This is a genomic window from Mesorhizobium sp. WSM4806 (genome assembly GCF_055811635.1).
In genome coordinates, this window is sequence record NZ_JBVVQZ010000029.1 from 15,334 (window position 1) to 29,634 (window position 14,301).

A 14,301-nucleotide genomic window follows, 5' to 3' on the forward strand; every position below is an offset into this window, starting at 1 on the left:
CCCAGGATGACGAAGGCGCAGAGGAACTCTAATCTCCGACGCGCTGCAGCGTGCCGAGATTGTTATCGTCGAGAAACTCTATTGTCATGGCCGACGCCTTGCCGTCGGGGCCGATGTCGAAGCCTACGCCCGAGGGCCTGTCCGGCGTCTCGGCGTCCGGGAAGGTCAGGAAGAGGTCGCCGTCGAAATGCTTCAACGAATAGGACCGGGCGCCGGCTGGCCCGACCTTGAGCGCAAGAGCGTCGCCCGCAGTCGACACGACCGCATCGCCGATGAAATCGTTGGAGTAACGGCCTGCATAGGCGCTGGCTGGCCGGGCCGGGCTTGCCGGAGACGGTGGCGCGGCATAGGTGGCGTTGGCCGCCGCGATTGCCGGGCCGAACAGACCCGCATAGGTATCGTCCCATGCCTTGATCCAATCCTTCTCGACCGTTCCGTCGAAAACGAGATCGGCGAAACTGTCGGACAGCCCTTCCGGCACCCCTGTCGAAAAGGCGTTGGCGACGATGACGATGCCAAGCTTCTCCTCAGGAAAAACTGTCACCAGGGTACGGGCGCCGACGCTGAAGGCGCCGGCATGGCCCCAGCTCAGGCCGTGCCGGCCGAATTCGACATTCCAGCCGAGGCCGTAGAAGGACGTGCCGCCTGAGACGGGGTTCCTGCCGCGCGCCATCAGGGGAACATGCGTCTGGTCCAGTGCATCTGCCTTAATGAGCGTCTCGCCGGCGTAGACCCCATTGCCGAGCACGAGGCGCACCCATTGCGAGAGATCGCGCGCCGTGGAGCTGACACCGCCCGCGGGCGCCTGCGCATCCGGATCGCGCTTTACCTTCGCGGCCCAGACGCCGTCGATCTTGACGTGGAGCGCAGCGCGGTTGGCATGCTTGATGAAGTCCGCATGACGGGAGCTGGTCGAAACCATTTTAAGCGGCCGGTAGAGTTTCTCCTCGGCGACCTCTTCCCAGGACTTGCCTGTCGGCTTCGCGGCCGCGACGGCACCCTCAGTCAGTCCGAAATTGCTGTAGGAGTAGCCGGCGCGAAAGCTCGACGATGGCGACACGAACCGCAGACGACGCAGGATCTCCGCGCGATCGTAGCCAATGTCCTCAAGATCGTCCCCGGCGGTGCCGGGAAGCCCGCTGCGGTGCGAAAACAGGTCGCGGACCGTGAGTTCACTGGTCGGATAGGGCTCGGCGAGCCGGAAGGCGGGATCGAGATCGACGATTTTCGCATCCCAGGATACGATGCCCTCGCTGACCAGCGCCGCCACTATCGTTGCCGAGACTGGCTTGGAGAGGGAGGCGATCTGGAACACCGTGTCGGCGTCGACGGTCTCCGGCTTGCCGGCCTCGCGACGCCCGAACCCTCTGAGAAAGACCACCTTGTCGTCATGCACGACCCCGATGGCGAGACCGGGTACGGCACCGTCCGCGACGACACCTTCGGCGAGCAGTTCGAGCTTCGACAGGGCGGCAGTGATCCGGTCGGGCGTAAGGCTGTCGGCCGACGCCGCCTGCGGCGAAAGCACCATGACGGCGATGAAGGCCAACGTCCCCCAACGGCGGAAATTCCGACCCAACCCCACGCTCGAGCTCCTCCCCTGCAAGCACTGTCATACTACAGGCCGACGCAGGGAAGGCCAGCCCTCGCCTGCGCGATACAGCAAAGTCCGCTGCGCGACGCCAAGCGGCCATCCCGGTAGCCAACCGGTCAAAAATATCGAACGGACCATCGCTCGGCGGCGACGACAGTCATGAAGAACCCGAACGACAACAGCGATGAGAGCACGATAGCGGCGTCGAGCCGGTCGGACCAATAGTTGAAGGTCGCGTCGACGATCGTCGCCAAGACCTTGTCGGACCCGATCCATTCGCCAACGATCGCGCCGATCACCGCGGTCGCATCGCGGCGGTAAGCCGCCGGAGGCGGCGCCTAGTGGTGAAAGCCTGACGCTTGCTACCCGACGCGTAGGGCAGCTCAGGGTGGAAACTTGCCGTATGCGCGCCTGTCGGAACGACGTGATTGCGGCAAGGAGCGGACGTCGCTCCGCCTATGCGGCTTGCTCACTCTAGCGTCGGGGCGGTCCGCAGACCGTTGAATCGAAATCGCTACGAAGCCCACGGGCAGACCTTAGCCTCCTGCGCTGAGCATTTCGATGATTGTTAAATCCAAAGAATCACCACAGGACGGTGGCCGTCGAGCGAGTTTTCAGCAGCCCATTTCCGCAGCCTATTAATGTGCAACTTGGGAAGCTGCCGACATCAATTCCTCGGGATTCAGCGCTCTGAAGGTGTTGAGGCCATCCTCCAGAACTTCAGTGAAGTTCCAGCGTACGATGCCCGCCCGGTCGATTAGGAACTGACCGACAAGCTGCGCCTGGCTGGAAGCCATCGCCTGCTGATCGACTTCCGTAATCTCATATCCTTCCTTCTTGTTAAGAAATTCATTCATTGCCATGACGTTCATAGGCTCGGGCAACTCGCCCGGGAGATGGAACGGTATCGCCATGACCGTGTCCATCCCGACCTCGCGCAAGCCGAAAGCACGGTGCGAGGCTCGCTCCGGGTCGGATGCGGCGAGAAGATCGGGTGCCGGGTGGTAACGGAAATAGAGCCGCGCCCGCTCGACCGGCGTATTGACCACAGCCAGGCATTCGACGCCTTTCTCACGCAGGGCCGGCTTGAGTTGCGCCATCGCCGCGACATGGCGCCGGCAGAACGGACAGTGCAGGCCTCGGAACAACCCGATCAACAACGGGCTACGGCCTCGAAAATCATCGAGCGCGATCTTGCCTTCGCGTGAGATCGCATTGAGCACAACATTCGGTGCCCGGTCGCCCGGCTGCAGCGGGCGGTCAACACTACTCGTGGACATGGACAACCTCCTCGCCCCGGGGTCAGTCAGGGAAAGCAGCACACCCAGCGTTTCGGAGGCGATCAAGTGCTGGGGCGAAAGCTTCCTGTGCCAAGGCAATAGCTTTCGACCTCTGCCATATTGCCGAGGTCGAGATTACGCGCGTTGCAAGCCCATCATAACACGAAAAAGCATATGCGGGTGCCGCCAAATGTGGTGAATTACCTTACGCGAGCGCACTCCCGAATGCTCTTGCGCTGAAGGTCAGGTTCCCGACCTCGATTTGGAGGTTCAAGTCTGCAACGCCCAAGGTCGTCAACGGGTCGGTTCTTGCCGTCCACCGGCACCAAGCGTCAGACTTTCACCCCTAGGTTCTGTTGACAAAGTGCATCGGAAGACAGGCCATAGTTCCAGCACATTTTGCTAAGCAGGCTGGCATGGGACGTGAGTTCATCCATGACGCTGGCAAAGCGCTTCTCAGTTTTCGTTTTTTTGTTGCATAGGACTTTCTACGCCCGAACGCGGGTTCGGTCATCACCTGCCAATATAGGCGGCTAGTTCGTCCGGCGTCCCATTTGGGAAGGCCTGTTTTAGAAAATTCAAGAACGCCGACACTCGCGCGCTGAGTAGCCGCCGAGATGGGTAGAGCGCCCATAGAGCGATCTCGGGGCCGTCGATATCCCCCCATAGTACCAGCGTGCCGTCAGCCAAGTCGTGGGCCACCAACGAAATGGGAAGACGTGCTGCACCGACGCCGGCTCGTACCGCATCCCGGACCATGACGAGCATCGACAAAGCGAGGACAGGCTCGATTGCAATTGTTGACCGGCCACCTTGTGTCTTCACGTGCCATATTTGCCGATCGCCCGCCCAGCGCGCGACGCCAGGAGCGGCGAGTCCACCACTCGCGCGAGGAAGGTCAGGGCTCGCCACTACGACCAGGCGGTCGCGGAGAAACGCCCGTCCAACAAGGCTTTCGTCGGGATCTGGATTGACTCGGATTACCAGATCGTAGCCTTCCTCGATCATGTCAACAGGCCGATCCTCAGTCGTAACCTCCAGCCTCACCTCCGGATATTTAAGGGCAAACCCCGCAGCAATCCTCCCCATTGCGGTCTGAGAAAAAAGCAAAGGTGCGCTAATCCGTAATCTGCCCCTGGGTCTCTGACCGCCCGAGGCAATCGCCGAAGCCGTCTCGTCCAGTTCGGCAAGCAGCGCCCCTGTCCGCTCGAAGAGCGCCCGTCCTTCTTCGGTGAGCTTCAGGCTACGCGCACCCCGTTCAAACAGGCGCAGATCAAGGCTGCTTTCCAATTCTCCAACGCGCCGGGACAGGGTCGCCTTAGGCCGTCCGGTGGCCCTTGCCGCTTTGCCGAAACCACCGTGGCGGGCAACGAGATTAAAATCGGCGAGGGCAAGAAGATCCATGTGTGTTCCACCAGCGAGACGGTGCGTCTAAAATTTCAGCCTATTGGACCCTCAGTGAGCCACACATATTGGCCGTGTCAAGCAACCCAACAGGAGAAATTTCATGACCATTCTCGTTACCGGGGCCACAGGCAATATTGGCCGCCAAGTCGTCGAACACCTCGTCAAGCGCGGCGCTGATGTACGTGCTCTCGTCCGCGATCCGTCGAAAGCCAACTTCCCGGCAGGCGTATCCGTCGTGCAAGGCGACTTTCTCGATGTCGATTCGCTGCGCAAAGCCATGTCTGGAGTTTCCACTCTGTTCCTTTTGAACGCCGTAGTCCCGGACGAATTCACCCAAGCTTTGGTCGCGCTGAACGTCGCCCGATCGGCCGGTATCGAGCGGATCGTATATCTGTCGGTGATCCACGCTGACGGCTACGTGAACGTGCCCCATTTCGCTGGCAAGTTCGGCGTCGAGCGAATGATCGAGCAGATGGACTTAAAGGCTACGATCTTGCGCCCAGCTTACTTCATCCAGAACGATCTGATGATCAAAGACGTCATCACCGGCTATGGCACCTACACAATGCCGATCGGCGACAAGGGTCTCGCCATGATCGACGTCCGTGATATCGCCGAGATCGCCGCCCTTGAGCTGCTGCGCCGTGAACAGGCCGCAGAGCCGCTTGCGATCGACTGGATCAACCTCGTCGGTCCAGAGACACTGACTGGGGCGGATATCGCCGCCATCTGGTCAGACGTGCTCGCCCGCCCGATCAACTACGGCGGCGACAATACCGAGGATTTTGAGCAAAATCTCAAGCAGTTCGTGCCCGCCTGGATGGCCTACGACATGCGTCTGATGGGCGAGCGCTTCTTCACCGACGGGATGCTGCCTGGGGCCGGCGACGTCGAGCGCCTGACTGCCCTGCTCGGACGTCCACTGCGCCCATATCGAGCCTTCGCCTCGGAAACCGCTGCCTCCGCCTGACGGAAGCGCAGCCCCTGTCTGATCACAAGGACTGTCATCATGATTTATTCAACTGCCACAGTTCCGGTGAACCCGGAAGGCGAAGTCCCATTGACGCGCGCTCAAGTGTGGAAGGGTCTCGAGCTGAAAGCACGCGACGCCCGCTTGTTCCTTGTCACGGGTCTCTGCACCCGTTGCGACGTTGTGGAGGAAAGCGCTACCCACTTCGTGCGTGAGGCCACGATCGGTGGCCACGACCTGCGCGAAATCGTCACGCTCGAGCCGGAAAGCAAGGTCACCTTCTTCCAGGCATCCGGTCCGCGCGAGGGAGCGATTGTCAACGAAGATGGAGAAGGCGCACTGCAGCTTCGCTTCTACTGCTACATTGGCTTGCGCGGCAAAGAGCCAAACGGTCGCGAGGAGCAGGCCGAGCAGGCTCAGTTCGGCAGCGAAAACGGCTACAAGGCCGCCCTGCTGTCGACGCTGAAGCGGACCCGCGAACTGCTCGCAGCGGGAAAGCTCTAATCATCGCCAGAAACACAAGCAACAGGGCGGCTCTCAAGGAGGCGCCCTGCCTTCGCGGGAACAAATGATGCTACGTCCATCGCCGACGCGTTCAGCCGCCTCTAACGGTATCGAACCGACCATCGCTCAGCGGCGACGACGGTCATGAAGAACCCGATCGACAACAGCGATGAGAGCACGATGGCGGCGTAGAGCCGGTCGGACTGGTAGTTGAAGGTCGCCTGGATGATCAGCGCGCCGAGACCTTTGTCGGAGCCGATCCACTCGCCGACGATCGCGCCGATCACCGCGGTCGCCGAGGCGATCCGCAGCGAAGCGAAAAGCATTGGCAGCGCGCGCGGCAGGCGCAGGCGCCAGAATACTTCCCAGCGCGTCGCCGACAGCACGCGGAACAGCTCGTGCTCGCTGGGGCTCGCCGATTCCAGACCCCGGATCATGTTGATGAGCGTTGGGAAGAAACAGATCACCGCCGCGATCACGATCTTGGGCAGCATGCCGAGGCCGAAGATGAGGATGACGACCGGGGCCAGCGCCAGCACCGGGATCGTATTGAAGAACAGCACGACCGGAAAATAGGCCGCCTGCAGCGTACGGCTGTGAACGAAGACGACCGCCAGCAGCACTGCGGCGAGGTTGCCGAGCACGAAGCCGGAGAGCGCCTCGATGGCCGTCGGCCAGAGGTTCGACAGGAGAAGCGATCCGTTCCCGGCAAACACGCCCGCTATCGCGGTCGGCGTCGGAACGATGTAAGCGGGCACGCCGGCGAGCGGCAGCAGGAATTGCCATGCGAGAATAAGCGAGCCGGCGCCGAGGATCGGCAGCGCAGCCTGTGCGAATGGCGAAAGCGCGCCCTGGTTCACGACGCCGCTCCGAGGGCGGAGCGCATCCTGGCCATTGCCGCGACGATCGCCGGATCCTCGCGCGAGCATCTGTTGTCCGGCCCCTTCAGCGGACGAAGGTCGTGGTCGGCGACGATCCGTCCGGGATGGGCGGCAAGCACGATCACGCGCTGCCCGAGATAGACGGCTTCGGCAATGGAATGCGTGACGAACAGCACGGTCGTTCCGGTCCGCCGCCAAAGGTTCAGCAGTTCGTCGTTGAGGCGATCGCGGGTGATCTCGTCAAGCGCGCCAAACGGCTCGTCCATCAGAAGCAGACGTGGCTCGCCAAGCAGCGCCCGGGCGATAGCCAGCCTTTGGCGTTGTCCGCCGGAAAGCTGATGCGGCAGGCGCTCACCAAGCGCCGACAGCCCGACGAGTTCGAGCAGCTCGTCGGCGCGGTCGTCTATCATGCGCGACAGGCTGCGGCGGCCCACCTGGATCGGCAGCCGCACATTCTCGCGCGCCGTGCGCCACGGCAAAAGGGTCGAGTCCTGGAAGACAAAACCCACGCCCCGGCCGGAGCGCACCGCCGACGGCGTTTCGCCCATCACGCGTATCGTGCCCGCGAGCGGCGCCAGAAGATCGGCGACAACCCGCAGAAACGTCGACTTTCCGCACCCCGAAGGCCCGAGGATCGACAGGAATGTCCCGGCCTCGACTGTCAGTTCGAGACCGGAGATCACCGTCACGGGCGAGCGCCGGCCGGGATAGCCGACGTCGAGCCCGGAAGTTTCGATGGCCGGCGCGGCCATCAAGAGGCGGGCGCGCCGAGCTTCGGCCGATCAGCCGCACTGAGTTCGAGCACCTTCGTCGTATAGACGTCCTCGGCCTTCGGCCTGCCGTTTGGATACTGGCCAATCTGGTCAAGCAGCGCGATCTGGCTCTCGATCGAGGCAGGATCGAAGGTGCCCCATCCATCCTTTTTCGTGTTGTCGTCGAACGACAGTTTCAGCACCAGGGAAATCGTCTTCTTTTCCCAGCCTGCGTCGATCTCGGGATAGGCCGCGACGAGCTTGTCGACCGCCTGCTCGGGATTGGCGTGGACCCAGCCCCACCCCTTGGCCACCGCCCCGATGAATTTCGCCAGGGTCGCGGAATCGGATTCGATGGCGCTGTCGGTCGCGAAGTAGACGTTGGCATAGGACGCCAGGCCGAGCTCCGACAACAGCAGATCGATGCGATCGTCACCGACGACGCTGAGCGCCTGCGTGTTGGTGATCCAGCCGCCGATCGCATCGACGTCGCCACGAACCAACGGCGCCTTGTCGAACCCGACATTGACGATGGTGACCTCGGAAGGGTCGATCTTGTTCTTCGCGAGCATCGCGTCGATGGCGAAGCGCGCGGTCGGCTGCGTGCCGATCCGCATCCCCTTCAGATCCGCCACCGACCGGATCGGCTTCTCCGGTTTCGACGTCAGCGCATAGGGTCCGGTGCGATAGCCGCAGGCGATTATCCTCACCGGAACGCCGCTCGCCCGCGCGGCATAGAGTTGAGGCGATTCCGAGAATTGGCCGAGCTGGGCGGCACCGGACACCACCGGCGGCACGGTGGCGGCGTTCGGCCCGCCGGGGCTGAACTCCACTTCAAGCCCGGCTTCGCTGAAGTAGCCATTGGCGACGGCTGCGACGTCGCCGATCTGGCCGTTCGACATCAGCCAGTCATACTGGACCACGAGCTTGGCGGCTGCCGAGGCGCTGGCGCCAAACAGCTGAAGTCCCGGCCCGAAAGCCGCCAGGCCGGCGGCGCCGGCCTTCAGGATCAATCTGCGATTCCACTGCGATGCGTTCCCACTCATCTTCTTGCTCCTTTGTTGGACTGTTTGCATGCGGCGCGGCCCTTCTTGCGAGGCCGTCGCGATCCAATCACACTTGCGTGTCGTGATAGTCGCCCGGTCCGGCGCCGGTCCAGGCATAGAGTTCCCACAGCGTCCCGTCGGGATCGTGGAAGTAGGCGCAGCGCGCGTTCCAGACATAGTCGCCGGGCGGCCCGACGAACGGCACGCCCTTGTCCGACAGTTCGGCGTAGAGCCGGTCGACCTCGCCGGCGCTTTCGAGTTCCATGGCGACGCATGCCTTGTGCGCCTGCTTCGGTGAGCGGACATTCGAGACGCCGCAGTGGCGATTGATGTGGTCCAATTGCCATGCAGCGAGCGTCACGCGCTCGGAATGAAAATCGACAAAGCCCTCGGCGCGGCGTCTGATCCGGTAGCCAAGCTTCTGCGTGTAGAAGTCGATGGTGCGGTCGATATCCTCTACAAGCAGGCAGATATCGGTGATTGCCTTGATCTGCCCGAACGACATGGTCATTTGCCTCGATTGATGGCGGTGAGCTCGACGCCTACGCGCGATGCGGCGCCTTCGATGTGCCGGCGCATCGCCTCGCCGGCAGCCTGCGGATCATGCGCGGCGAGCGCGTCGTAGATCCGCACGTGCTCGGCAACGTTGACCTCGACCAGGTCGTGGAGCGGGTTGGTGAGGCGGGCATAGTGGATCGACTGGCGGATCTGCTCGCAGACGAAGGAAATGAAGGTGTAGATGTAACTATTGCCGGTCGCCCGGGCGATCGCCCGATGGAAAAGCAGATCGGCCTCGATGCTGCCATCCTCCCAGCGCTCCTCGCCGCCCATGCGGTCCAGCGCAGCCTTGATTGCGTCAAGATCATCGGATTTACAGCGCGCCGCGGCCAGCGTGGCGGACTCGGTCTCCAGGATGCTGCGCAGCTCGAAGAGCTGCTCCATGTTGCGCTGGTCTTTCAGCGCCTCACGGTCGATCCGGATGGCGGTCCGCTGTTCCGGCGCCATGACGAATGCGCCTACGCCCTGACGCGCCTCGATCATGCCATCGGCGCGAAGCTGCGCGATCGCTTCCCTGACAACATTTCGGCTGACGCCGAACTTGTCGGCGAGCTGGCTTTCGGTGGGGAGCCGGGCTCCCGGGATGATGTCGCCGCCCTCGATCTCGCGGCTCAGATGCGAAGCGACGCGATGCGGAAGCGCCTCCACGCTGCCGATGATGGACGAACGCTGCTTCATGCGGCTTTCCCCTACAAATCGCCCGGATCAGGAATGAGACATGTCGGATTGAACAGGCCTGCCGGATCGAAGGCTGCCTTGATCGCGAAATGAAGCTGCCGCTCGCGCTGCGACAGGCCGGCCCAGAACACGTGACTGCGGCTGCGACCGACGCCATGCTCGGCGCTGAACGAGCCGCCGAGCGCTCCGACCAGCTCGTAGAGCCGGGTCAAAACCGCCTGCCCCACGGTCCTCGCTTCGCCGGGGTCGCAATCGATGGGAGGCAGCACGTTGAAATGGATGTTGCCGTCGCCCGCATGGCCATAGGTCAGGGATGTCCAGCCAGGCCAGTCTCGCAAGACACACGCGCGTGCTTGCTCGATCAGCGTCGGCACCTGGCTGAGACGAACCGACAGGTCGGTGCGGACATGATAGCCGCGCCGCGCCTGCCCCTCGACCAGGCCCTCACGGATGGCCCAGAATGTGGCAGCCTGCGAGCGGCTTTGCGCGACGACGCCGTCCCTGATCAGGTCGGCCTCGAGGGCGCGCGCCAGCATAATTTCAAGAAGGCCGCCGGCATCTATCCCTGGCCCACAGGCGAGTTCGACGATCGCATGAACCGGACATTCTTGCGTCAGCGGCGAGCGCAGGTTCGGATCGATGAGGTGGACCAGCGGCAGGCACTCCTCGCCGATGACCTCAAACGCGCTGAGAAGGTCAGAGCAGAGATGCCTTGCCGTCCGGAACAGCTCGCACGCCTGGCGGAAGCTGCCCAGTCCGACATAGGCGGTCTCGACCTGCGTCGGCCGGGGCGAGAGCCTTACCTCGACGCCGGTGACGACTCCCAGCGTCCCTTCCGAGCCGATCATCAATTGCTTCAGGCTGTAGCCGCGATTGTCCTTGCGCAGCCCGTTCATGCCGCTCCACAGTGTCCCGTCCGGCAGGACCGTCTCAAGCCCGAGCACCAGATCACGCGTCATGCCGTAGCGCAGCACATTGATGCCGCCGGCATTGGTCGCGACATTGCCGCCGATCGTGCACGATCCCTGTGCGCCAAGCGCGAGCGGGAAGGTCATCTCGGATGCTTCAGCGGCGTCCTTGACGTCCTGCAGCACGGCCCCGGCATCCGCTTGCAGCGTGAAGTCGAGCGGGTCGACGCGGCGTATCCGATTGAGACGCTCAAGCGACAGCACTGCGTAGTCCGAATTGTCTGGAATGGCGCCACCGGCAAGTCCGGTATTGCCACCCTGCACGACGATGGCGATACCGCTCTGCGAGCACCATCTCACAAACGCCTGGACGTCTTCCACCGATCCTGGACGCACGATGAAGCGGGAACTTCCGCGCCTGTCGCGGCTCCAATCGATGAGGTAGCGCTCCGCCTGGGGCGACCGGCCGTCTATCAGCGCATCACCCGCCAACTGCGCAGGCAGCTCAGCAATTGCGCCGGAAGCTTCGCGTTGAGAGGGGCGATCCGTGATCATCGGGTCAGATCATACGGTCATCCTACAACTTCGCAAGTCCTATTCTTCTCGATGCTCCAGGGTCCACCTGCCCCCCTCCAACAACGGATGCCGGTCTCCTTCGAATAACGATTGTGTCGAATACATTTCGCTGATTAGCTATCTTGCATAAGTCCGGGACAAGATTGGCAAATGTTGTCCGGGGAGGACCGCGATGCCGGTGCTTGAGGTTCGCCACGTTTCGAAGAATTTCGGGGCCATCCAGGCCCTGAGCGACGTCAGCTTCCAGGTGGAGCGAGGCGAAGTCGTGGGTCTGATGGGGGACAACGGCGCCGGCAAGTCCACCGTGGTCAAGACCGTGGCTGGCAATTTCCCGCCGAGCGACGGCGAAATTGTCGTGGACGGCGAGGTTTGCCATTTCCATAAACCTGTCCAGGCCCGCGCCAAGGGGATCGAAGTCGTTTATCAAGACTTGGCGCTCGCCGATAATCTGACGGCGGCGCAGAACGTCTTCCTGGGCCGCGAGATCAAGAAAGGCTTTTGGCCGATCAGAGTGCTTGACAAGCAGGCGATGATCGACCGCTCGGCAGCGCTGTTCAGGGAACTCAAATCGGAAACCAGGCCGCGCGATCTGGTCAAGAAGATGTCCGGTGGGCAGCGCCAGGCGGTAGCCATTGCGCGAACCCGGCTTTCAAACGCCAAGCTGGTGTTGATGGACGAGCCGACCGCCGCCATCTCGGTGCGCCAGGTGGCGGAAGTGCTCGAATTGATCCGGCGCCTGAAAGCGCAGGGCGTCGGCGTCATGCTGATCAGCCACCGCATGCCTGACGTTTTTGCCGTCGCAGATCGCATCATCGTGCTCAGGCGAGGTTCCAAGGTTGCCGACAAGGACACCGGCAACACATCACCCGAGGAAATCACAGGACTGATAACGGGGGCCATCCGTGGCGAATAGTGTTCAGGAGCCGGTTATGGTTCAGGAGTCAGCCGAGAAAGCCGGCCAGCCGGCCATGTCGGACTTCGTCCCGACCAAGGAACAGACAGCTTTCCAACGCGTGATTTCAAGTCAGCCCTTCTGGGTGACGATCGCGCTGATCGCGCTGGTCATCTTGATGACAGCGATGGAGCCGAGCTTCGGCACCTCCGAAAACGTCGCCAATGTGACGCGCAATCTTGCGCCTTTCGGCATCATGGCGCTCGGCATGACGGTCGTCATCATCACCGGTGGCATCGATCTGTCGGTCGGCTCGATCATGGGCCTCGTGGTCATCGTCGCCGGCCTGTTCCTCACCTGGCATTATCCCTGGTACACCGCTTTCGCCATGGGTCTTTTTTCCGGCCTGGCCTGCGGCGCGGTCAACGGATTTTTTGTCGCCTATGTCGGAATGCCGTCCTTTGTCGTCACGCTCGGCATGCTGTCCGTCGCGCGCTCGCTGGCGGTGGTTTTCTCGGCCAACCAGATGCTTTACCAGTTCGGGCCCGATGCTCCGATCGTGAAGGCGATCGGCCAGGCGAAATGGCCGCGGCATGGACCCGAGGACTGGGCGCCGCACTGGATACCGGAACTGTCGTCGCAATTCTGGACCATGGTGGTCCTGGCGCTGATTGTCGGCTTCGTGTTCAACTTCACTGCCTGGGCCCGGCATCTGTTCGCAATCGGCGGCAATGAGGAGGCGGCACGGCTCACCGGCGTTCCGGTCGACTGGATAAAATTCCAGGCCTACCTTTTCTCTGCCTTCACCGCCTCGATCGCCTCGCTCCTGCTGCTCGGCTACAACGGCTCGGCCATCAATGCGATGGGCCAGGGCTACGAACTGCGCGTCATTGCGGCGACAGTGATTGGCGGCGCCAGCCTGATGGGCGGCGCCGGCACGGCTTTCGGTGCGGTCATCGGCTCGGCGTTCCTCGAAGTGATCAGGAATGCGCTGCTGATGGCCGGCATCGATTCAAACTGGCAGGGTGCCTTCGTCGGCGCCTTCATCGTTCTTGCGGTTCTTTTGGGCATGCAAACCGGCGGCAAGTCGATCCTCGCCGCGTCGCTGGCAGTCCTGATGCCCAAAAAGCACCGCTAGAAACCCGCCGGCGGGAGACCTGCGGGACGTCACACCAAGGAGGAGAACTTCACATGAAGAAACATCTGCTGACGGCGGCTGTCGCGCTTGGCGCCATGGTGCTTGCCGTTTCCGGTGCCGAGGCGAAATACACCTTCGCCCTGGTGCCGAAGAACATGAACAATCCTTTCTTCGACCAGGCACGCGACGGCTGCAAGAAGGCCGAAGCCGAATCGAATGGTGCCCTGGAGTGCATGTATATCGGCCCCGGCGAGCATGGCGGCGGCGACGAGCAGGTACAGATCGTGCAGGATCTCGTGGCCAAGAGGGTGGACGGCATCGCCGTATCGCCATCGAACGCTGCGGCGATGGCGGTTGCGCTGCAGGCCGCCAAGGACGCGGGCATTCCGGTCCTCACCTGGGACTCCGATCTGCTGCCCGAGAACAAGGACCTGCGCGTCGCCTATATCGGCACGCACAATTATGAGATCGGCACGAACCTCGCCAAGCTCGCCATGCAGATCAAGCCCAAGGGCGGCACGATCTGTATCCAGTCGGGCGGCGCGGCGGCGGCCAACCACAATGAGCGCATGCAGGGCATTCGCGACACGCTTTCGGGGACCAAATCGGCGGCCTCACCCGGCGACCGCCTGACCGGACAGAACGGCTGGACCGAAATCGAGGGCTGCCCACTCTACACCGACGATGACTTCCCGCGCTCGGTGCAGCAGTTCGAGGACATCATGGCGAAAAACCCGAACCTCGATGCGTTCATCCCAACCGGCGGCTTCCCGCAGTTCATCCCCGATGCCAACCGCGCCGCGGTCGCGCCGTACAAGGAAAAGATAGCCTCGAAGGCCCTGGCCTTGGTCGTCGCCGATACGCTTCCGGTGCAGATCGACCAGATGAACGAAGGTTTCTCGCTTGGCCAGGTCGGCCAGCGGCCTTTCGAAATGGGCTACAAGACGATGATGGCGCTGAAGGACATGAAGGACGGCAAGGCTCCGCCGGCCGACCCGACCTACACCGGCCTTGACATTTGCACCCCGGAGACAGCGGATACCTGCATCGCCAAATAGTGCTCCAAATAGCGTTAATTGGGCGGGAGCAAACTCCCGCCCTTTTCATAGCCCGCCCT

General features: G+C 62.5%; 15 protein-coding genes. 5 read left to right on the top strand and 10 right to left on the bottom strand.

Going from position 1 to position 14,301, the window contains the following annotated elements; genetic code table 11:
* Nucleotides 1-28: 28 nt before the first annotated feature.
* The 4 genes from AC0L2M_RS31640 to AC0L2M_RS31655 form a co-directional block, all read right to left on the bottom strand.
* Nucleotides 29-1,585: a serine hydrolase gene (locus AC0L2M_RS31640; RefSeq protein ID WP_473536903.1), complete on the bottom strand. Its 1,557-nt coding sequence runs from the start codon at nt 1,583-1,585 to the stop codon at nt 29-31.
* A gap of 125 nt (nt 1,586-1,710) precedes the next feature.
* Nucleotides 1,711-1,893 (bottom strand): hypothetical protein, encoded by a 183-nt coding sequence (locus AC0L2M_RS31645; RefSeq protein WP_413468436.1) that lies wholly within the window; start codon nt 1,891-1,893, stop codon nt 1,711-1,713.
* A gap of 339 nt (nt 1,894-2,232) precedes the next feature.
* Complete coding sequence (locus AC0L2M_RS31650) at nt 2,233-2,874, bottom strand: peroxiredoxin-like family protein (protein ID WP_091590900.1); 642 nt, start codon at nt 2,872-2,874, stop codon at nt 2,233-2,235.
* A gap of 513 nt (nt 2,875-3,387) precedes the next feature.
* Nucleotides 3,388-4,278, bottom strand: coding sequence for a LysR family transcriptional regulator (locus AC0L2M_RS31655; protein WP_473536905.1), 891 nt, complete (start codon nt 4,276-4,278; stop codon nt 3,388-3,390).
* Between the two features lie 103 nt (nt 4,279-4,381).
* On the opposite strand from AC0L2M_RS31655, the gene AC0L2M_RS31660 reads away from it, so the two are divergent.
* Entirely contained in the window at nt 4,382-5,251 is an 870-nt protein-coding gene (locus AC0L2M_RS31660) for an SDR family oxidoreductase (protein WP_473536907.1), read from the top strand.
* Between the two features lie 39 nt (nt 5,252-5,290).
* The gene (locus tag AC0L2M_RS31665) at nt 5,291-5,755 is read left to right on the top strand and encodes an SRPBCC family protein (RefSeq protein WP_473536908.1); all 465 of its coding nucleotides are present in this window, start codon (nt 5,291-5,293) and stop codon (nt 5,753-5,755) included.
* Nucleotides 5,756-5,856: 101 nt separating this feature from the next.
* Here the strand turns inward: AC0L2M_RS31665 and AC0L2M_RS31670 are convergent, their stop codons facing one another.
* The 6 genes from AC0L2M_RS31670 to AC0L2M_RS31695 form a co-directional block, all read right to left on the bottom strand.
* Nucleotides 5,857-6,615: an ABC transporter permease gene (locus tag AC0L2M_RS31670; protein ID WP_287180427.1), complete on the bottom strand. Its 759-nt coding sequence runs from the start codon at nt 6,613-6,615 to the stop codon at nt 5,857-5,859.
* Nucleotides 6,612-7,388: an ABC transporter ATP-binding protein gene (locus tag AC0L2M_RS31675; RefSeq protein WP_031254866.1), complete on the bottom strand. Its 777-nt coding sequence runs from the start codon at nt 7,386-7,388 to the stop codon at nt 6,612-6,614. Before AC0L2M_RS31675 ends, AC0L2M_RS31670 begins: the two co-directional genes overlap by 4 nt.
* Nucleotides 7,388-8,434 (bottom strand): ABC transporter substrate-binding protein, encoded by a 1,047-nt coding sequence (locus AC0L2M_RS31680; RefSeq protein ID WP_128246961.1) that lies wholly within the window; start codon nt 8,432-8,434, stop codon nt 7,388-7,390. Before AC0L2M_RS31680 ends, AC0L2M_RS31675 begins: the two co-directional genes overlap by 1 nt.
* 67 nt (nt 8,435-8,501) lie before the next feature.
* Nucleotides 8,502-8,939, bottom strand: coding sequence for a VOC family protein (locus tag AC0L2M_RS31685; RefSeq protein WP_473536930.1), 438 nt, complete (start codon nt 8,937-8,939; stop codon nt 8,502-8,504).
* Between the two features lie 2 nt (nt 8,940-8,941).
* Nucleotides 8,942-9,670, bottom strand: a complete 729-nt coding sequence (locus AC0L2M_RS31690; RefSeq protein WP_473536910.1) for a FadR/GntR family transcriptional regulator — start codon at nt 9,668-9,670, stop codon at nt 8,942-8,944.
* An 11-nt stretch (nt 9,671-9,681) separates the two neighbouring features.
* Nucleotides 9,682-11,133 carry an FAD-binding oxidoreductase gene (locus tag AC0L2M_RS31695; RefSeq protein ID WP_128246958.1) on the bottom strand — a complete coding sequence of 484 codons (1,452 nt, stop codon included), beginning with the start codon at nt 11,131-11,133 and terminating at the stop codon, nt 9,682-9,684.
* A gap of 193 nt (nt 11,134-11,326) precedes the next feature.
* Between AC0L2M_RS31695 and AC0L2M_RS31700 the strand changes: the two genes are divergently transcribed.
* Genes AC0L2M_RS31700 through AC0L2M_RS31710 form a run of 3 tightly spaced genes read left to right on the top strand, consistent with a single transcriptional unit; the run spans nt 11,327 to nt 14,242 of the window.
* Nucleotides 11,327-12,067, top strand: coding sequence for an ATP-binding cassette domain-containing protein (locus tag AC0L2M_RS31700; RefSeq protein ID WP_023799117.1), 741 nt, complete (start codon nt 11,327-11,329; stop codon nt 12,065-12,067).
* A gap of 16 nt (nt 12,068-12,083) precedes the next feature.
* Nucleotides 12,084-13,184, top strand: a complete 1,101-nt coding sequence (locus tag AC0L2M_RS31705; RefSeq protein WP_473524736.1) for an ABC transporter permease — start codon at nt 12,084-12,086, stop codon at nt 13,182-13,184.
* Between the two features lie 53 nt (nt 13,185-13,237).
* Nucleotides 13,238-14,242 (top strand): sugar-binding protein, encoded by a 1,005-nt coding sequence (locus tag AC0L2M_RS31710; RefSeq protein WP_023799119.1) that lies wholly within the window; start codon nt 13,238-13,240, stop codon nt 14,240-14,242.
* Nucleotides 14,243-14,301: the final 59 nt, after the last annotated feature.

What these genes read in the sequence shown, in the direction of transcription:
- AC0L2M_RS31695 (WP_128246958.1), bottom strand. Translation starts at nt 11,133, where the DNA reads ATGATCACGGATCGCCCCTCTCAACGCGAAGCTTCCGGCGCAATTGCT.
- AC0L2M_RS31660 (WP_473536907.1), top strand. Translation starts at nt 4,382, where the DNA reads ATGACCATTCTCGTTACCGGGGCCACAGGCAATATTGGCCGCCAAGTC.
- AC0L2M_RS31710 (WP_023799119.1), top strand. Translation starts at nt 13,238, where the DNA reads ATGAAGAAACATCTGCTGACGGCGGCTGTCGCGCTTGGCGCCATGGTG.
- AC0L2M_RS31665 (WP_473536908.1), top strand. Translation starts at nt 5,291, where the DNA reads ATGATTTATTCAACTGCCACAGTTCCGGTGAACCCGGAAGGCGAAGTC.
- AC0L2M_RS31650 (WP_091590900.1), bottom strand. Translation starts at nt 2,874, where the DNA reads ATGTCCACGAGTAGTGTTGACCGCCCGCTGCAGCCGGGCGACCGGGCA.
- AC0L2M_RS31655 (WP_473536905.1), bottom strand. Translation starts at nt 4,278, where the DNA reads ATGGATCTTCTTGCCCTCGCCGATTTTAATCTCGTTGCCCGCCACGGT.
- AC0L2M_RS31685 (WP_473536930.1), bottom strand. Translation starts at nt 8,939, where the DNA reads ATGTCGTTCGGGCAGATCAAGGCAATCACCGATATCTGCCTGCTTGTA.
- AC0L2M_RS31705 (WP_473524736.1), top strand. Translation starts at nt 12,084, where the DNA reads ATGGTTCAGGAGTCAGCCGAGAAAGCCGGCCAGCCGGCCATGTCGGAC.
- AC0L2M_RS31700 (WP_023799117.1), top strand. Translation starts at nt 11,327, where the DNA reads ATGCCGGTGCTTGAGGTTCGCCACGTTTCGAAGAATTTCGGGGCCATC.
- AC0L2M_RS31680 (WP_128246961.1), bottom strand. Translation starts at nt 8,434, where the DNA reads ATGAGTGGGAACGCATCGCAGTGGAATCGCAGATTGATCCTGAAGGCC.
- AC0L2M_RS31675 (WP_031254866.1), bottom strand. Translation starts at nt 7,388, where the DNA reads ATGGCCGCGCCGGCCATCGAAACTTCCGGGCTCGACGTCGGCTATCCC.
- AC0L2M_RS31690 (WP_473536910.1), bottom strand. Translation starts at nt 9,670, where the DNA reads ATGAAGCAGCGTTCGTCCATCATCGGCAGCGTGGAGGCGCTTCCGCAT.